Below are 18,990 nucleotides of genomic sequence, written 5' to 3'. Positions count from 1 at the left end.
TTGACTTTTGAAATTTCATGCCCAAAAAACAACCCCCTCACGCCAATACTAACGCCGTGTCAACTGCTGAAGTTGTCGGGATGGCGGCGGAATCTTTATGGAACCATAAGTTACGCACGGGATTAACAATGCTGGGTGTAATTATTGGTATTTCTTCGGTAATTTCTATTACTTCGGTAGGACAAGGCGTGCAAAAATCTACCGAGCAACAGATTCAAGCTTTGGGTACGAATGTGATGCTCGTCCTTGCGGGTGCGTCCACGACTGGTGGCGGGATTAACCAAGGAGTAGGTTCGGCTTCAACTTTAACTTGGGAAGATGCTAAAGCAGTAGCGCAACAAGCTCCAGCAGCGATTGGCGTGACTGCTTTTTTACAACGTCAGTTTCAAGTTGTTTATGGCGGACAGAATATTTCTACTAGCGTTCTCGGGACGGATTTATATTACTCTGAGGTGAAAAATATCCGCCCCCAAGTCGGGCAGTTTTTTACTGAAGCAGATTTAGATGCGGCTCAACCAGTTGTCGTTTTAGGTTCTAAGGTACGAGATCAATTATTTGGCGCAGCAGTCAATCCAGTAGGAGCCGATATTCGGATTCAGCGACAAAGTTATAAGGTACTGGGAGTAATGGAGCCAAAAGGCGCGGTTGGAGGACAAGATCAAGACGATCGCGTATACGTACCGTTAACGAATATGTCGGCGCGGTTGGTAGGAAATAATGCTTTAACTGGAGTTTCCATCAACGGATTTTGGTTAGCAGCCAGTAACGAGACGCAGTTAGATGCGGCACAATTTCAAGTCACGAACCTCTTACGCTTGCGTCACAATATCTACCCACCGCAAGCAGATGATTTTCGGATTATCAATCAAGTCGATATTATCAACACGTTTAGTAGTGTAGTAGGATTATTTACCGTCATGGTAGGGGCGATCGCGGGAATTTCCCTAGTCGTTGGCGGGATTGGAATTGCCAATATCATGCTAGTTTCAGTCGTCGAACGCACAAAAGAAATTGGCATTCGCAAAGCTGTAGGCGCAACTAATGCAGCGATTTTAATTCAGTTTTTAGCCGAAGCGGTTGTCGTCTCTGTGGTTGGCGGAGGGATGGGAATTGGTTTGGGAGTGGCGATCGCGGCTACTGCTGCTAATATCTTCAAATTTCCCCTGATCGTATCGGTGTGGTCGATCGCGAGTGGGTTTGGGCTTTCTTTCGTCGTCGGATTGCTAGCAGGAGTCATCCCAGCTCGGAATGCTGCTAAGTTAGATCCGATTGCCGCTTTGAGAAGCGAGTAAAAATATTTTATTCTCTGCTATAATCGTAAAGCCGATATGCGGATGTGGCGGAATTGGCAGACGCGCTAGATTTAGGTTCTAGTACCGAGAGGTGTGAAGGTTCAAGTCCTTTCATCCGCATTCCCTCTCTCTTCAAGCCTTTCAAGCTTTTCTCACCGAGCGATTAGCATCAGGGTAATTGTGAGCGATCCGACTCCTAGCAATTTACCGCTAATTCTTCCCCGTTTGCCGATTCTGGCTAGTGATGGTGCTAACTGGAAAAACATTCAATTTGCTTATTTTCGACAACCACCTTGCGATGTTCCAGAACATGTATCGTCCCAGCACGTTATTTGTCTGAATGTCGGACAGCCCGTGCAGTTGGAGCAAGCAGTTGGCGGACGATATGAGAAGGTAGGATCGGGATTTGGAGATTTGAAAATTTACCCAGCCTACCTCAGCCAACAGTTTCACTGGGATAAAGAAGCTGAGTTTTTCAATTTGTTTTTATCACCGTCATTTCTCGCTACAGTTGGTTATGAGGTATTTGGTAGCGATCGCCTCGAACTAATTCCACATTTAGCTACACTATTCGATCCGTTAGTTGGGCAGATTGGCTTTGCACTCAAAACATCCTTAGAAATTGATGGGAGAAACAGCCATCTTTATGCTGACTCGCTAGCCCATGCACTTGTGGTTCATCTTTTATCGAGATATTCTACTAACTCACGTCAGCGTAAAACTGTTACGGGTAGTTTTACGCAACAGCAATGGCAGCAAATTGTCGATTTTATTGAAGCAAACTTAGATAGAAATATTAGCTTAACTCAGTTAGCAGAAATTGTGCGGTTGAGTCCATATCATTTTGCGCATTTGTTCAAGAAGTCAACTCATATTTCACCGCATCAATATTTAATTCGTTGTCGGATCGAACGAGCCAAACAACTGATAGTTATGGGTAATTTATCATTGGCGGCGATCGCTCAGACGGTTGGTTTTGCTAGTCAAGGGCATTTCACTTACCATTTCAAACGCCTTGTCGGAGTTACGCCTAAAGTTTTTTGGCAGTTGTCGCAAGAACGTTGAAAACAACCGCAAGAACCTTGAAGCGAAGAAGTTAAAAATAGTTGGATACTGAATGCGTCACGATAAATTCTGACGAGAAAGGAGAATTTATGTCACAACAAAATTTAGAAAATGTTCGCTGTCTTTTCAAAGCTGTCGAAGAACGCGATATTGCTGGAGTTCTTGCAGCTTACGCTCCTGAAATTGTCATTCGCGATGCAGAGTCACTTCCTTATGGTGGAGTACATTACGGTCTTGAAGGTGCAAAGCAACACATTGAAGGTGCTGCTCAAACTTGGAATCATCTTCAACCGCCAGCCGAGAGAAAAATGGATGCAGTCTTTTTAGATGCAGAAGATTATGTCATCGTCCTTTGGCGGTTGAAAGGGCTGGCGGCGAGTAGCGGTAAAAAGCTTGATTCGCCAGTCGTAAGCGTGTATAAAATGCGTGATGGCAAAATTGTCGAATCACAGATGTTCTACGCAGATACAGTTGCGATCGGGCAATTCCTATTTTCCTAAAATTAAAGCAGCCCCAGAGTAACAACACACCAAGGCTGCTGACAACAAACAATACACTCACACATAAAAGTGCATTGCACACATTGGTATCGTACTATAAAACATTTGTACTATGCAAGCGTTAGCAAGTCTTAGGGGTTAAACTAACATGACCATTACTGCAATAGAACTGCCGATGGATGAAATTCGAGATTTTTGTAAAAAATGGCAAGTATCAGAATTAGCTCTATTTGGTTCTATTCTCCGAGATGATTTTCGCCCCGACAGTGACATTGATATTTTGATCGCTTTTTCTCCAACCGCAAAACGTGGGTTAACAGAAACCCTACAAATGCGTGATGAACTCCAAGGAATTTTTCATCGAAAAGTAGACCTAATCGTTAAAGCTGCGATCGAGCGCAGTGAAAATTGGTTGAGACGTAAAAACATTTTAGAATCAGCACAAACTATCTATGTCGCGCGATCGAGAATCTCTTAGGTAATAAATAGCGGGAATGCGAGATGTCATTGTCCACGAATACGACCAGCTCGATTTTGAAGTTGTATGGGATGTAGTTCAAAATAAACTCTCAGAACTTTTAAGATCGATTGAGGTATTGTTAGAAGGTGATTAATCAAAACAAGTGCTGGAAATTGGTAAAACAGATTTAACTCATCGGGAGGATGCCATTCGATGACCGCTCGTCCATACGATGTCGTGCTTTACGGAGCTAGTGGTTTTACTGGAAAGCAAACAGTGCAATACTTTGCCCAGCAGGTAGTTCCTGGCGAGGTACGTTGGGCGATCGCAGGTCGTAACCGTGACAAACTCGAACAAGTAAAGGCGCAAGTTGGTGTCAATGTCGATGTATTAGTTGCAGACAGCCAAGATGAAACTGCCATAGATAACATCGTGTCTCAGACGCGGGTACTGCTAAATACGGCAGGACCATTCGCTCTTTATGGCAATAAAATTGTTGATGCCTGCGTGCGCTTCAAAACTCACTACGTTGACATTACAGGCGAGACTCCTTGGGTGAAGGAACTGTGCGATCGCTACCACGATAGAGCCGCAACCGATGGGACTCGCATTATTCCCTGCTGTGGATTTGATTCCGTACCTTCAGATTTAGGGACTTATCTGATAGTCCGCTACATCCAGCGAGAACTAGGAGCGTCCTGCCGAGCGGTAAAAGCTTACTATCAAGCTATGGGCGGATTCAACGGTGGAACTCTAGCTTCTGCTTTTAACATTTACAATTCCACGCAGGTAAGTCAGGTAAGCAATCCTTTCCTACTCAATCCAACCAGCGATCGCTCCCCAGAAGAAATAGAACGCAATCGAGATCCAGAATTCCCGCAATACGATCCCGATCTTGATACGTGGGTAGCTCCATTTTTCATGGGTGCGGTTAATACCCGCGTGGTACGCCGCAGCAATGCATTATACAGTCAGTGGCAGGAGCCATACGGCGTTGACTTTACCTACCAAGAGTATCTGAAGTTTGACCCCCCGCTAGGGTGGCTGCCAGCAGTTGGTATTACAGCGGCAACAGCTCTATTTATAGGGGCAATTCAGCAACCGCCAATCCGTAGCCTGCTGCAACCCCTTTTACCGCAACCAGGTAGCGGACCATCGGAGAAAACAATGAACGAAGGATGGTTTCGTTGCGAACTTTTAGGATTGACGAGTGACGGACGCAAGGTAGGGGGACTGATTTGCGATCGCGGCGATCCTGGCAACCGCGCCACGGTGAAATTTTTGTGCGAGTCAGCATTGTGTTTGGCGTTGAATGAAGACAAACTCCCCGGCGATCGGCGTGGGGGTATTCTTACCCCTGCAACTGGACTTGGTGACGTTCTGGCAGAACGGTTGCGCCATGCAGGTATGACTATCGATATAGATCGAAATTTTTGCCAAAGGTGAGCGATAAAAATAACAACTCACGGCTCATCAGAACATCCTACCCTTAGTTAGGGGGACGACACTTATAGCAATTCTCGATTGCGTGCGTGACATTTGTAGGGGTGCTTTCTCTGTGCGTCCCTACTACAGATCGTGTGTTTTACCTAATAATCAAGCACTTAATTGTCATCGGTTTCGCGCCATGCTAGGGAAAATCATTGGTCGGCGATATCAAGTCGTACAAATCCTCGGTAGTAGTAGCTACTGTCAGACCTACCTAGCACGCACTCTCGATCGCAACCAGCCTGCTCAGTGTGTGATTAAGCATTTATTATCTACAGACAAAATCACCGATCTCAGTTATCGCTGGCAACGCTTGTTCAGCCGAGAAATTGCGGCTTTAGAAAAACTCCAGTCCTATTCGCAAGTACCGCAGTTATTAGACTATTTTGAGGAAGACCGACAATTCTACTTGGTACAAGAGTATATTGTCGGACAACCGCTAAGTCAACTCATGCCACCAGTAAGAGTCAAGTGGAGTCAGCAGCAAGTCATCGAGTTGTTGTATGAAATCCTCAGCATTCTGGAAATCGTCCACTCACAGGGACTCATTCACCGCGATCTCAAACCCAATAACTTAATTCGCCGAGCATCGGATGGAAAATTAGTCCTAATTGACTTTGGTAGCGTTAAACAAGCTTGGACGCAGGTAGTGACATCATTAGGACAAACCCAAGCTAATTATGCCATCGGTCTTCCTGCCACCATAGCTGTGGGTACATCTGGTTATATGCCCTCCGAGCAAAGTCACGGGCGACCGCGACCTAACAGCGATATCTATGCTTTGGGGATGATTGGTATTCAAGCCTTAACTGGAATGCAACCAACGCAATTATTAGAAGATGCCGAAACTGGGGAAATGATTTGGCAACATCTGGTAACGATCGCGCCGGAGTTAACCGCCATTTTAAATAAAATGGTACGCTACCATTTCTTAGAGCGATACCAGTCTACCACAGACGCATTAAGTGACCTAGCGCCTCTGGTGGCGGATGTGCCGGAAATAAATCCTGCTCCAGCGCCAGCAACCGCTACAGCCATGCCTTTAGTGGCAAAACCAGCGGATAAGATAATAGAAGCGGTGAAGCTCGAACGCAAGCGAATCACTTCACGCTTAGGAACAGCATTGGGTGTGGCTTCGGCATTTGCGCTGTTACTTGGTAGTTACTACGCTTTGCGACCGACAACAAATATTTCACCCACAACGGCGCGATCGCAAATCATGGAAGCAGCTCATATAACCGAGCATAGCACCTCTGCTCAAACCTCTGTGACGCGCACCTTAACTGGGCATACTAACGCAGTGTGGGCGGTGGCGATCGCGCGTGACGGACGTACCCTAGTTAGTGGTAGCGGGGACAAGACAATTAAATTCTGGGATCTTAGTTCTGGAGAATTGCTACGTACCTTAACTGGCAATTCAGCTGAAGTCTTATCGCTTGCCTTAAGTCAAGACGGACAAATGCTGACAAGTGCTAGCTACTCAGCTCAACCAGCAGTCAAAGTTTGGGATCTACCTACTCAAGAATTACAACAGACAATTGGAAATGTTAGTAAAGTCTGGTCTGTTGCCATAAGTCCCGATCGCCAGACTCTTGTAAGTAGCAACGCAGACGCAAGTATCAAAATTTGGGATCTTCCTACACGAATGTTACGCCGCACTCTTATCGGACATGCGGACACAGTTTGGTCTGTTGCCATTAGTCCTGATGGCAAAACTTTAGTTAGTGGTAGTAAAGATCGAACGATCAAAATTTGGGATCTTCGTACCGGAGCATTACGCCGTACTCTCTTGGGGCATACAGATCGAGTCAGATCTGTGGCGATTAGTCCTGATGGACAGACTTTGGTATCGAGTAGTTGGGACAAAACGATCGGAATTTGGCAACTACAAACCGGACAGCGATTACGCATTTTGACGGGACATTCAGACTATATTAATTCAGTTGCAATTAGCCCAGATAGTCAGATGATTGCTAGTGGAAGTGACGATCGCCAAATCAAACTTTGGCAGCTCAATACTGGAGAGCTATTGACAACTTTTTCTGGACATCAGGGTAACGTAAATAGCCTCAGCTTTACTCCCAATGGCAAGCTAATTGTTAGTGGCAGTGAAGATAAAACTATCAAACTTTGGAGCTTGCAAGGGATAAATTAACTTAGATTAGAGGCGATCGCCCCCCTCAAGCAAGCACCACTGAGATTGGTATCGCTCGTGTTTGCGCCTGTTAAGTCTGCCCTCAATAATTTTGCACCGCTCAGATCGGCTCCACTCAAATTAGCATCACTCAAATCTGCCGCAGTCAAGTCAGCTCCGCTGAGATTTGCGCCACTGAGGTTAGCCCCTCTCAACTTTGCCCAGCCGAAATTAATCTGACTGAGATTGAGATGGCTGAGATCGGCACACATGAGATTGGCATTGATAAAGTGCCTGTCTCCAACTGCGTAGCGCCGTTTTAATGTCTCAACACTTAATTTGGGTAATAAAAGACAAAAATCCCCCCTGTTACACCATCTAGCTTCCACCAAACTAGCAGCAGTTTTAATTGCTATTTCATCCGAGGTAGGTATGACAATACTGTTGCACTCATCCCATTGACCGTCGAGCATGAAAGCAACATTATAGGCTGCATCGCGTGAATCGAATAAGAGAACGCGATTTTCCCCAGAGCGATCGCTCAAGCTAACGATCGCATTTCTCAACGATGAGAATTTTTGCAGTAAGTCTTTCATACTCTCGATCGCCCCATCACGATATTAACTATTTGCCGATCCTGGCTTAGTCAGCTTGCGGTGCAGTTCGGCGTTGACGGTATCGGGCAAGATTTTGCTCACCGCACCTTGAATCTTCGTCTTGAGCGATCCGGCGACTATACTATCCTTACCTTTCATCAGGGCTTCAAATCCTTGCTTGGCAACCTCAGCCGGATCGTCCTTTTCACTTGTACCTACGTTAGTATCGTCCATTCCGGCACGGTGGAAAAAGTTAGTCTCAGTTGGTCCAGGCATGAGCGCAGTTACAGTTACGCCCGTATCCTTTAATTCGTTGCGCAACCCTTCCGAGAAGGATTTGATAAAAGCTTTAGAAGCTGCATAGACTGCCTCAAACGAACCAGGCATCAGGGCGGCGATCGATGACGTGAAGAGAATTCGCCCCTTACCGCGCTCTACCATATCCTTGACAACTCGCTTGGCAAGATGGACGGACGAGACAACATTGAGGTTAATTAGATTGAGTTCATCTTGTAGATCGGTTTCGCGGGCAAACTCGCCGCCAACACTAACACCCGCGTTGATGGCGATCGCATCCACCGCTCGATTGGTGTCTTGAATCTTCTGATATAGCGCCTCAACACCGTCATAAGTAGCAAGATCTGCCTGCACCGTCTCGACTTTGGCATCCATTCCTGCCAATGTCTGAGCAACTTCGTTCAGGTTTGAATGATTGGCTGTGATGAGGAGATCGAAGCCGTTTTGGGCGAACTGTTTGGCAAGTTCGTAGCCGATACCACTGGAAGCACCTGTAACGACAGCTAGGGGACGGGTGAATGAATTATCCATAAGTGGTGAAAAACTGCATATTTCTAACCATTACAATCTTAGAAACACAACAGTGCGATCGCGTCTTTCCAATGAAGTAGTACTACTGTGCCTTTTAGAGGAGTTTTGACAGGTAAGTCCTGAGAAAAAACATGGACAGCCTACACTTCCTCCACTACCAATCTCGTCGATCGTTGCTACAGATCCGATCCCCCCTAGCCCCCCTTGAAAAAGGGGAAACAAAGCCCCCCTTTTGAAGGCGATTCAACTAAAGAGGCGCTCGCGCTTGTCACTTCCCTCGAAAAAGGGGAAACAAAGCCCCCCTTTTTAAGGGGGGTTGGGGGGATCTTCTGCGGCGTAGTCAACAAAAAATGCCTGCTACTGAATGAGAATTGTCACCTCTTCTGCTTTGGTATGCAAAGCTTTCTTCACCTGATGCCCGATCTTTTCAATCAGCTCGTCAAAAGCCTGCGGCTCTTGGGTCATTTTTTCCCTCAGACTTGACTCTAGTTCGGGCTTCATTGTGTTACAGATACTATCTATTGTTTTATCTCCTAATGCCACAAAACGAATCCAACTAGGAATATCCAACTTTTCCTTAATCGCCTCTTCAATCTTCTCCCGATTTAACCCTACTCCTCCACCAACGAGAGCTGCACCATAAACTAGTGCGATCGGCACAATTAAATGCCCAGTTAAGAGTAGAGCGATAATGCTACCGATAGTACCACTGCCAATGACCAAATTAATCGTAAATGCCACTGCATCAGCAAGGATAGCATCCCCTATCGGTAAGTCAGGATTGACTAAAGTTGGGTCAATGCCACTTTCTAACCTTAAACTGCTTCTAGGAATTTGAAACTGACGACAAATCGGATCGGTTCGCTCGGCTATTTCAGGTTGAATGCTGCTGTTGAACCAAGTCACGCATTTATTATCGATCAGTTGCCGACCGCGATCGCTTTTCAACCACTGTTCTGCTTGGCTTTTCATCCAACTTTCTAGCTCTGCCAGAGTGCGAATTTGACCGTTTTTCCAATCTTTTAAGCCAGGTTTGACGGCATTTTCAATCAAAGCTTCCGATAATGGCTGAGTTATTAGCTCAATTAGCTCTGGAATATTTCTGGCGATCGCCTCTTTCAACTGGTGCGAGTCGTATAGTTTGTCAACTTCTGCTTTAAATGCACTAGCGCGTAGTTCCCATCTTCCTACTCGTGCTAAACCCAATGCAATGCATCGTTCTGGTTCTGGATCGGGACGAACTTGAGTTTCGGGTTCGGGAAAAATTTCTTCGCAAATTTGGCGCGTAAAACTCATGCGAGATGCACCACCAGTCATCAATAAAACTTTGGGCGTAACGCCAAGTTTTTCTAGCTTTTCCTTTGCCTCAATAATTGCCTGACGATACGACTCTTGCCAACTTTTATTTCCTAGTTCGGGTAGAGGCTGGTTTAGAATTTCTGCAATAATTTGCTGGTTGACTTTAGGAATAAAAAAAATCTGTTCGTTAATCGACTCAAAACCGCGTGCGAAGGATTGAGAATCGCTGTATATCTGTTCGTTAGAAAAGTAATCTTCTTTCGCTTTACGACAGGCAAGTTCGCACCGCGATCGATGATGGGGGTATTCTGCAAATACTTTTTCTAGTAGAACTTTCTGTTCGTGGTTAGCAAGAGTACGAGCAAAAATCGCTCGGTCGATCAAACTAGCTCCTAAAGCATTACTGCCAAAATCTAGTGGAATTTCGTGAAAGCTTTTAACTAAGGTAAAATCTGTAGTTGAAGAACCAATATCGACAATTAGCACTGATGATTTGAGCTGGTCGTAGCCAAACTTACCGACTTCTTTGGCTTGCATGAAAGCAGCTCGCGATTCGGGGACGACACTTAATAATGGAATGCCAGTTGACTCTAATAGATGTTGATATTTATCTCGCTCTTCCAACGACCATCCTGAAGGACATCCAACATAGAAGTGACTGTTAATTCCACCTTCAATCTGTTTGCTTTCTTTCAGCAGGCGATAGTAAGTTTCTAAAAATCGACGAATTGTCTCTCTAGAATTAAGATCGTCATCTGGTTTTTGCTTAAAAGCAATTGTCAGTTGAGTCACGCCAGCTTGAATTAATGCTTGTTCTCCTACAAGATAGCCGAGATCGGGATGCCATCCAAGTGCGGTAATTTGGTTCTTTTTATGATTTATTTCTAGCATTTGAGGAGACTCAATACTTTGAGCTGGTGCTTTAGCTACAGCTGTTTCACCATGTCCCAAATCGAAACCAATGATTTCGGAAACTTTCACGTTCATACTATTATTTATATTCAATATTTAATCTCAATCTCGCTCGAATTTGAATGCAACTTTAGACCAACTCATGATGACACAATATTTTCATTTTCGGTCATAGAACGAGCTGGCTCAATAACTCGACCGCGTAGCAGCAGGCGATCGCCCTTCCATAAGGCAGGAGTTATAGTAATGTATTCTTGAGCCGAGCGGTCTATATTTGGCTCAAAGTCAAAATACTCACGGCGGCTAGATTCGTCTTGCGATCGATACATCTGAATTCTAATTCCCTGCTCTATTAAAATTTGTGGCAGAAGTTTCACGAGTTCGAGTGTCATTTGCGGTCGATCTAGAAATGACGCGCCACTGAGTCTTTGCAAAAAATTTAAAAGTTCTGGTAATTCTTCTATGCCACTAGCATCAATTGTCTTATTATTTTCCGAAGCTGCAACGGCAAGATCGATAGTATTTAGGGCATCGCCTAAACTATTTAAAATGGCAGATTTATCGACCTGCACTTTTGATGGAAGGAATTCCTTCAGCACAGCAGAATCTAAGCGATTTTCTTGGCTGGCATTGAGTTGAAATACCACTTCTAGTCCGACTAGCAGAAAGAGCAACAAAATTGCAATCCAGACTTGCGAAGAATTTGAATACGATGAGAATAACGCTCCTAAAATGCCGATACAACTGAGTCCTTGTAGCAGTTTTAAAATCAAGTTTTTTGGAGAAAGCTTAGAAGTTCGACTAACAATTTGTCCCTGTTCTGTACTAGAGGCTTGCGTATAGTCGATCGCACTCAGAGTATTTAGAGACTGCCGCAGCACTTCTAAAAAAAAGGAAGCCAAACGCACCTGAGCGATACTGAGTTCGCCAACATAACTTCTTTCAAGTTCATCAAGTCGGTTCTGCACCACCTTAACTACTTGCTCTAAGCTAGTCGCTCTCTCGATTTCTGAGTGTAGATCGCTGCGGCTTTCGTTAAAAAGTGTTGTGAGTGTCTTCATTTTGCTAGACGAGGCTTGGGGAGCTAGATTGCCTCTCTAAAAACGGTAACTTCTTCAATAGGCTGACGACCACTAACTCTAGGGTTACTTTTATTAGTCGGTGTGTTGGGGAAGATCTGGGGGGCGATCGCATTCAATATTTAGATAAGGCTCGCTCCCCCCAACCCCCCGATAAAATGGGGGCTATAATTCGCAAATAATAAGGGGTGCAGTTATAGAAACGCACCCCAGGTTTAACATAGAGATTTAAATTTAGAATTGAACCGTTGTTACTTATATCTTCAAAACTCGCAAGCTCGATTCCAGAAAATCTAGTCTGAGTTGTTAAAATCCTTCCCGCGCCTTCTGTAGGGGCGCACAGCCGTGCGCTACAAATGTCACGCACGCGATCGCGAGAATTGCTACACAGAACCCTGACTTCTGGTGGAGGTAGTGGGAGTAAAGTTATAGGCATAGTAGAACTGCTTTGTACTTTTGGTGAAAACCAATGACTACGAGCAACGATATGGTAGGGATGAACGGCTAGCCAAATACTGGCATCTACAGCAAGCAAAGGTGTGAGTCATGAGCCAGATAATAATCCCAAATACAGAGTTTTACACTTGGAAAAACTACCGCTGCGCTTACGAACACTACCCCACAGAAGCTCAAGATAGCACTCCTTTGCTACTGATTCACCCGATTGGAGTTGGCTTATCGCGTCGATTTTGGCATCGCTTCTGTCAAGCTTGGTATCAAAGCGGACGCAATAATCCGATTTACAATCCCGACCTCCTCGGCTGCGGTGAGAGCGAGATGCCACATATCGCCTACACTCCGGCTGATTGGGCTGCGCAGTTGCAACATTTTCTGCAAACAGTCATCCAAAAACCCGTTACCCTAGTCGTGCAAGGGGCGCTGCTACCCGTAGCGCTTGAAATCGTCCGGTTGCAAACTCAACCAAATCTCATTCAAAAATTGGTACTGGCTAGCCCCCCAGCGATCGCACTCATGACTCAACCAACAGGAATGAGGCAGCAAAAACTGACATGGAATTTGCTAGATTCGCCCCTTGGCACTGCTTTTTATTTTTATGCTCGCAGACCGCAGTTTTTGAGTTCTTTCTCGACGCGCCAGCTATTTGCTAGTAGAGATCGCGTCGATAGTGAATGGTTGGATCTGTTGGTCAAAGGTGCGGCAAATCCCGCCAGCCGTTATGCAGTCTTTTCCTTCTTAGCGGGTTTCTGGCGACAGAATTATCGAGATGCGATCGCGGCGATCGCTCAACCAACATTGGTTGTTGTAGGCGATCGAGCATCGAGTCTCAGTAAAGACAAGCAGGATACGCCAGATCGACGATTAGCCGATTATCTTAAGTGTTTGCCTCAAGCTAAAGGGGTCAAGATTTCCGGTCGCAATGTCTTGCCCTACGAGTCAACGACTGATTTTATTGCGACATTAGCAGCATTTGAACAGTAGTCAGTCCAATTCTGAAGTACTGAGAGGGAGCATTTATGCATATTCATCATCTTAATTGCGGTTGTATGTGTCCGTTGGGCGGAGCGCTATTTGACGGCTTCAGTCGGGGTCTGAGTGCTTGTCTCGTCTGCCATTGCCTGCTAGTCGAGACAGAACAGGGACTTGTCTTGATTGACACAGGCTTTGGTCAGCGCGATCTTGAAGTGCCTTACTCGCGACTTAGCCCATTCTTCATTCAAGTTAATAACATTCAATTCGATCGCAAATATACAGCGCTCCACCAGCTCGAACAACTCGGTTTTAGTGCAAATGACGTGCGCCATATTGTAGTAACCCATCTCGATTTCGACCATGCTGGCGGTTTAGAAGATTTTCCTGAAGCAACCGTACATGTGATGCAGGCTGAGATTGAGGCTACCCAGTCAAGGCGCGGTTTCATTGCCAGCCGACGCTATCGTCCCAATCAGTGGGATGAGGTCAAAAGCTGGAAGTATTATTCTGCTGGAGGTGAACCTTGGTTTGGCTTTGAGGCAGTGCGTAACCTTGAGGGACTACCACCAGAAATCCTGATGATTCCGCTCGTCGGTCACACCCGGGGTCATGCTGGGATTGCGATCGACACGCCCGAAGGCTGGCTGCTTCATGCAGGCGATGCCTACTTTTATCGACATGAGATGGGTTCACCCCAGCGCCGCTGTACGCCTGGTCTGCGCGCCTACCAGTGGATGATGGAAGTCGATCGCCAAGCCCGCATCTACAACCAACAACGGTTACACGCACTGTCGCTCGATCGCAGCAAAGACGTGCGCCTCTTTTGCAGTCACGACGCTGTTGAGTTTGAAACATTTGCCAAGCGATCGAATAATTGAGCCAGACAATTTCAATCACAAATCATCCGTGACTTTGCTCGATCAGATCGTCTAGTTCTGCCTGCATGTGGCTGCAAACCCTTTGGTAGCAAGCATCTACATAGTCGCGATCGCGTGCGGCGCTACGACCGTAACGCTCGAATACAACTGGCGCGCAGACGCGAGTATGAATCTGAACGGGGAAGGGAAAATTGGGAATTGGACCGATTCCCACACCCCAAGGTAGCCCCAGAAAAATTGGAAACACACCTGTATTCCCATCAAGCGACCAGGGAAAACCCCACTCCTGTAGCTGCTTCACCTGCGAGTAAAGATCGGTCAAGATAATGAGAGTGTCATGCGCGCCGTGGGAGACAAGCGGTACAATTGGTGCTGATTCGATCAGAGCTAACTTAATAAACGCCTTATTATTTGCTAGATGAATTTGGTTCCGCATTGCATAGGGACGAAACAAATCTTCTGCCCCGCCTGGGTAAACGAGTAGTGCTGCATCCTTTGAGAGTGCCGCACGAGCCATTTTTGGATGAGCTATAATTGCTCCAACCTGCGAACCTGGTCGAGCGAAAATCGGCGTTTGCCAAGCAGAGGGATGCATTAAGGCGTAGGCTAATCGTTCGTAGCCAAACCGACTAAACCAGTCATACAAAAACATTGATGTATCTGGGGAAGCCAAACCCCCATTATGAGAACCAACCAGCAACACCTTACCTGTTGATGGGATATGATGCCAGCCATCGGTTTGAACTTGGAAATAGTTATGGTAAAACCATTTCCAGATCGGCATCCAAGCTTTTATCGCTTCAGGGTTGCGTTCTGATAAAGACCAACCATCGAATCTAGACTTAGAAGTTGTGGCGCTATGGCTTTTCGTACCTGTGACAATGCCGATCTTTTCCAGTAAATCGGAGAGTTGTTGAGAGATTTGGTCATTACTGCCCCAGTTATGTCTAAATGTGTTCAAAATGATTCCAATAGATAGCTATAGCCCTTAATCATTCTATACATACCACTCAGTCATATTAGCAGCGATCGCATCTTTACCTCTGTTCGTCGCGGTCTGCATAGTCTCAAAAGGTGCTAGCAGTCTAGCCCAACAAGCACTCCTAATTTTCAGTTTAGATAAATCGATTGCCGACTAGCTTAGCTGTATGAAATTGTTTTTGCATCCACGTATACCCCTTATCAATGCAATTCGGACAAGCTTCGCCACAGGTTTCTCCACATTCATTGCATAAAATTATTGTTGCTTCTTTTCTCTCGAAATCTCGCTGACAGAAATAGCAACGCTGATATTTTCGAGAAAAGCTTCTGTGTTCGATTTGAAATTTTATCATCTTAATCTTACTTAACTAAATTGGTTTACAAAGTATTGTGTGGTGTTAAAAACAGCACGTTTTACAAAAAATACTTGTCCTCATGGCAAGCAGGCAAAAGGCTTATATTTATTAAGCTTACAAACGACTTGTCTACAGTTACGTTTAAGAAAATGTATGACTTCAGTTCTAGTTTGTATGACTTGTTTGTGTTACTTATAGCACTTTTCAATTGCGGGCATGAATCAATACATCGCAGGTTTTGATTCGATCCCCCATAGCCCCCCTTTTTAAAGGGAGAATCATAGCCCCCTTTAAAAAGGGGGTTGGGGGGATCTCCAAGGACTATGCACTCTAACCAAGAAGTATTGGGGCATGGATAGGGGCGCACATCTGTGCGCCCCTACAGCCTGTATCTTTCATTCAATCCTGACAGTATTTGTGATTTAGCCCGTCAAAAGAATTGTTAAGTCTTTTTTCAAAGATTCTTTATTGATAGTCGGTAACAGCCTCTTTTTGACGGCGAAAACTTGTAAGAATGTAATGAGCGTTGCCCCTGAGTAGGTGACAAAATATTCGATTAAAAAGTTAAAAGTGTTATTTTGCTCAAAAAACTCAACTATTGGGATATGCCAGAGATATATCCACATACTATTCTGGGCAATAAATAAAATCCAAAACTCTAATTTTTTGAACTTCCCGATAATTGGAATAAATTTGTCTGCTACTAGGTAAGCTAAAACAGTCATACCCATAGCATAGGAAAGATAATACGCCGAAGGTGGATACTTATGAGTCTGTGTAGTAACTAATTCGCCCCGTTGGATAAAGTAAACTATTCCCAAAGCAGCAAAGGTTAAGAGAAAAAATCCCGCTAAAATCAAACATCGCTCTTTTCTCAATTGCGGTATCCGAATTCCGACAGCAAACACCAAAGAAAATGCTATTCCATAATAGACAAACAACGATACATTTTCTCCTAAATTGGTAGTTGTGTATGGCAAAGTTAGAGCTAGAAGCAATTCATAGAGTAAATACGAAAAGATTAAAAGGGAGAAATAAACTCTATGGTTTTTGACTCTTTGATTCACTCTTGAAATAAAAGGAGCTGTGAGAGCGACTAAAAGAAATACTCGAATTATCCAAACATAGCCAATTCCCTCTGTCAGGGTGTAGCTATCTAATATAACTTCTGGAGGAATTAACGCGGTCTTTCCTAAGAGTGACAATCCAGTATTCGCTAAAAAGTAGAAAGATAAGAAAAGCCAAACGGGAAAGAGTAATCGTTTAATTCTTTTCCAGAGATAACTTTGATAAGATTCTACTTTTCGGGATTGTGTAAATGCTAGTCCAGAAACTACGACCATTAAAACTACATCAAAGTTTCTGAGCTGAGCCAGCCAAATTGGTGGATCGACGTGAGCGAGAATAATCAGAGATAAACCTAAAAATCTCAAGAAGTCTATTTTGATGTCTCTCATTTTCGAGCATTTCCTATAGACGTAACTACATTATTAGGCTAATTCCACCCAGTCTACAGCACCTCTTTATGTACTGAGACAACAGATAAACAATCTAAGTTTTGAGAAGAAATCGATCGCGCTGCATGTTTGCTACACATGTTATCGAAATTTTTGCGATCGCAATCGCAAATTGCAAAAAGTTTTCTCTTCTTTACACTTTTCTGAGATAGCGATGAACGTTCGCTTAACGATACGATCGCGTTCAAAAAATTGCTGTAAGAGCGAAACAGTTCTTGCAAGTAAGCTATGCAAAAAGCGCATAACCTAAATTCAGACAAGTGACAATTTCTCAGAATTGCGATCGCTGACTTAAACTCAAAACACAACGATTGAGTAAAACAGCAACGACTGTGTAGCGATCCCCAAACTGCGGTTGAGGCTGTTACTCTCTGAGAGACAAACGTAGATATGTAACAATTTAGAATTTTCTGTTCAGAAATGTTGCTGTCCTTCGATCCCGTTGTTAAGAAGGTATGGTGTGCGCACACAACTAACTCGGTAAATCCCAAATTCAAGGAGGTTGTGTCATGGTAGATTCAATCGCGCTCCCAGTAGCAGTGTTAATCCTCGGTTGGCTCTTAGCTGCCGCTATTGGTTCTTGGGCTTACTTTGCTGGCAGCAACAATGAAAATAACAAGTCGTTTCGCCTGCCTAAATTCGTCATGAAGCGATAAGCGATCGGCAATTATGGTAGAAAGTTTCCCACGTCCTTCGTAGAGGCTGGGAAACTTTACAGCAACTCTTCATCTGGTAGCACCTGTTGATGCTGCATTGGCAGTGTAATGATAAATGTTGCTCCTTGTCCCGCCGTACTTGTAGCTGTAATACTACCTCCATGCCGTTCGGCAATCTTGCGGCAAATTGCTAACCCCATGCCTGTACCTTCGTACTGACTGCGACCGTGTAGGCGTTGAAATGTTTGAAAAATCCGCTCCTGATACTTTGGCTCAAACCCAATTCCATTGTCTGCCACTATCACTTGACACGCCGCGATATCTTCTAAGTCCTCTGCTTCGCTCGGGAGTGGAGCGACCAGTTGGCTATAAATTTTGACTACTGGTGGTGTGTGAGGACGATGAAATTTCAGCGCATTCCCGATGAGATTCTGAAACAGTTGTCGCATTTGTACTGGGTCAGCATCAATGGTGGGTAGCTTGTCAACTTCTACTTTTCCTCCTGTCTGTTGCAACCGCACTTCCAAGTCAGACAATACCTCTTGCACCACTTGTTCTAAATTCGTTGCTACGAATGGCTGCGATCTGGTGGCAATCCGTGCAAAAACGAGCAAGTCATCAATCAAGCTTTGCATCCGACCGACAGCGCTTTGCATTCGCTCGATATAATCTCGTCCCTGCGCTCCCAGTACTTCGCTAAATTTCTCTTTGAGCTGATTGCCAAAAACTTGAATCTTGCGTAGTGGTTCCTGTAAATCGTGGGAAGCAACAGAAGCAAATTGTTGCAGGTCGCTGTTGGACTGTGCTAAAAGTTGTTGCTGGCGTTTTAATTCCTTCTCCGTCTTTTGCCGTTCCTCCAGTTCGCTTTGCAACTGTTGATAAAGTTCCGCTTGCTGAAGTGCGATCGCTAACTGTGTTGCTAATTGACGCAGCAAGTCAATTTCCCATTGCTGCCATTGTCGTGGTGCTGCACATTGATTCACGACAAGCAGTCCCCATAACTCTTCTGTTTGTAATATTGGTACTACTAAGTCTGCCTGAACTTGAAAATTCGCCAAAAACTCCACATAGCACTCGGTTAGCTCTCCAGCATAAATATCTGCTGTCGCCTGCACTCGACCTTTTTTGTATAATTCAACGTAAGTTGGAGCAAAACTCGGATCTTTAGGTCTGCTACCTAAAATTGATGTCCATTCAGGCGCTACAGATTCAACTATTACGACTCCACCCCAGTCTGGTTCAAAACGGTAAATAAACACTCGATCTGCTTGAAGCAACTGCCGCACTTCTACTACAGTTGTGTTTAGCACTGCCTCTAGTTGCAAGCTTTGCCGAATGCGCTGCGCTATTCTTGCTACCAATAGCTCTCGCTGAGTTTGCTGTTGTAATATCTCCGTTACCTGCTGTTCCCGTGCAGCGCTTTCTAGCTCAACCAAGTGCTGACGCAGTGCGACCAGCTCTCGAATCAGTTGCTCTTTTGTCTTTTGCTCATCTTTCATTGTCATGAATTGACGAAGA

18 protein-coding genes and 1 tRNA gene are annotated in these 18,990 nt (G+C 44.9%); 11 read left to right on the top strand and 8 right to left on the bottom strand.

Translation table 11 applies throughout. The annotated features are described in order from the left end of the window. Positions 1-17: 17 nt before the first annotated feature. The 8 genes from C7Y66_RS01660 (at position 18) to C7Y66_RS01625 (ending at position 6,960) form a co-directional block, all read left to right on the top strand. Positions 18-1,292 (top strand): ABC transporter permease, encoded by a 1,275-nt coding sequence (locus C7Y66_RS01660; protein ID WP_106544239.1) that lies wholly within the window; start codon positions 18-20, stop codon positions 1,290-1,292. Positions 1,293-1,330: 38 nt separating this feature from the next. Then, positions 1,331-1,412, top strand: a tRNA-Leu gene (locus C7Y66_RS01655). A gap of 60 nt (positions 1,413-1,472) precedes the next feature. Then, on the top strand, positions 1,473-2,357 hold the full coding sequence (locus C7Y66_RS01650; RefSeq protein ID WP_199197189.1) for an AraC family transcriptional regulator: 885 nt from the start codon (positions 1,473-1,475) through the stop codon (positions 2,355-2,357). An 89-nt stretch (positions 2,358-2,446) separates the two neighbouring features. After that, the gene (locus C7Y66_RS01645; protein ID WP_106544238.1) at positions 2,447-2,857 is read left to right on the top strand and encodes a nuclear transport factor 2 family protein; all 411 of its coding nucleotides are present in this window, start codon (positions 2,447-2,449) and stop codon (positions 2,855-2,857) included. Between the two features lie 175 nt (positions 2,858-3,032). Further along, entirely contained in the window at positions 3,033-3,335 is a 303-nt protein-coding gene (locus tag C7Y66_RS01640; protein WP_106544253.1) for a nucleotidyltransferase family protein, read from the top strand. A gap of 16 nt (positions 3,336-3,351) precedes the next feature. Next, on the top strand, positions 3,352-3,471 hold the full coding sequence (locus C7Y66_RS01635; RefSeq protein WP_106544237.1) for a DUF86 domain-containing protein: 120 nt from the start codon (positions 3,352-3,354) through the stop codon (positions 3,469-3,471). A 59-nt stretch (positions 3,472-3,530) separates the two neighbouring features. After that, a complete protein-coding gene (locus C7Y66_RS01630) occupies positions 3,531-4,763 on the top strand; it encodes a trans-acting enoyl reductase family protein (protein ID WP_106544236.1) in 1,233 nt (410 codons plus the stop codon). 181 nt (positions 4,764-4,944) lie between these two features. Next, entirely contained in the window at positions 4,945-6,960 is a 2,016-nt protein-coding gene (locus tag C7Y66_RS01625) for a serine/threonine-protein kinase (protein ID WP_106544235.1), read from the top strand. Here C7Y66_RS01625 and C7Y66_RS33210 read toward each other — a convergent pair. The 5 genes from C7Y66_RS33210 to C7Y66_RS01600 form a co-directional block, all read right to left on the bottom strand. Next, positions 6,957-7,535 carry a pentapeptide repeat-containing protein gene (locus C7Y66_RS33210; RefSeq protein WP_304529353.1) on the bottom strand — a complete coding sequence of 193 codons (579 nt, stop codon included), beginning with the start codon at positions 7,533-7,535 and terminating at the stop codon, positions 6,957-6,959. The genes C7Y66_RS01625 and C7Y66_RS33210 overlap by 4 nt on opposite strands. Before the next feature lie 24 nt (positions 7,536-7,559). Next, positions 7,560-8,363, bottom strand: a complete 804-nt coding sequence (locus tag C7Y66_RS01615) for an SDR family oxidoreductase (RefSeq protein WP_106544233.1) — start codon at positions 8,361-8,363, stop codon at positions 7,560-7,562. Positions 8,364-8,720: 357 nt separating this feature from the next. Continuing rightward, a complete protein-coding gene (locus C7Y66_RS01610; RefSeq protein WP_106544252.1) occupies positions 8,721-10,643 on the bottom strand; it encodes an Hsp70 family protein in 1,923 nt (640 codons plus the stop codon). Between the two features lie 71 nt (positions 10,644-10,714). Beyond that, positions 10,715-11,635 (bottom strand): hypothetical protein, encoded by a 921-nt coding sequence (locus C7Y66_RS01605; protein WP_106544232.1) that lies wholly within the window; start codon positions 11,633-11,635, stop codon positions 10,715-10,717. A gap of 133 nt (positions 11,636-11,768) precedes the next feature. Beyond that, positions 11,769-12,188 carry a hypothetical protein gene (locus C7Y66_RS01600; protein ID WP_106544231.1) on the bottom strand — a complete coding sequence of 140 codons (420 nt, stop codon included), beginning with the start codon at positions 12,186-12,188 and terminating at the stop codon, positions 11,769-11,771. 11 nt (positions 12,189-12,199) lie between these two features. On the opposite strand from C7Y66_RS01600, the gene C7Y66_RS01595 reads away from it, so the two are divergent. Together C7Y66_RS01595 and C7Y66_RS01590 are read left to right on the top strand one after the other, a co-directional pair. After that, entirely contained in the window at positions 12,200-13,093 is an 894-nt protein-coding gene (locus C7Y66_RS01595) for an alpha/beta fold hydrolase (RefSeq protein WP_106544230.1), read from the top strand. 35 nt (positions 13,094-13,128) lie between these two features. Then, the gene (locus C7Y66_RS01590; RefSeq protein WP_106544229.1) at positions 13,129-13,962 is read left to right on the top strand and encodes an MBL fold metallo-hydrolase; all 834 of its coding nucleotides are present in this window, start codon (positions 13,129-13,131) and stop codon (positions 13,960-13,962) included. 22 nt (positions 13,963-13,984) lie between these two features. On the opposite strand, the gene C7Y66_RS01585 is transcribed toward C7Y66_RS01590, so the two are convergent. Both C7Y66_RS01585 and C7Y66_RS01580 read right to left on the bottom strand, forming a co-directional pair. Beyond that, entirely contained in the window at positions 13,985-14,923 is a 939-nt protein-coding gene (locus C7Y66_RS01585; protein WP_106544228.1) for a glycerol acyltransferase, read from the bottom strand. A gap of 798 nt (positions 14,924-15,721) precedes the next feature. Continuing rightward, positions 15,722-16,756, bottom strand: coding sequence for an acyltransferase (locus tag C7Y66_RS01580; protein WP_106544227.1), 1,035 nt, complete (start codon positions 16,754-16,756; stop codon positions 15,722-15,724). Between the two features lie 569 nt (positions 16,757-17,325). Here C7Y66_RS01580 and C7Y66_RS31550 point away from each other — a divergent pair. After that, entirely contained in the window at positions 17,326-17,472 is a 147-nt protein-coding gene (locus C7Y66_RS31550; RefSeq protein WP_192159836.1) for a hypothetical protein, read from the top strand. A 56-nt stretch (positions 17,473-17,528) separates the two neighbouring features. On the opposite strand, the gene C7Y66_RS01575 is transcribed toward C7Y66_RS31550, so the two are convergent. Continuing rightward, on the bottom strand, positions 17,529-18,977 hold the full coding sequence (locus C7Y66_RS01575; protein WP_106544226.1) for an ATP-binding protein: 1,449 nt from the start codon (positions 18,975-18,977) through the stop codon (positions 17,529-17,531). Between the last annotated feature and the right edge of the window lie 13 nt (positions 18,978-18,990).

Origin of the sequence: Chroococcidiopsis sp. CCALA 051 (assembly GCF_003015105.1) — a bacterium.
Taxonomy (GTDB): Bacteria; Cyanobacteriota; Cyanobacteriia; order Cyanobacteriales; family Chroococcidiopsidaceae; genus Chroococcidiopsis; species Chroococcidiopsis thermalis.
This window is presented reverse-complemented; position numbering and strand designations above follow the sequence as displayed.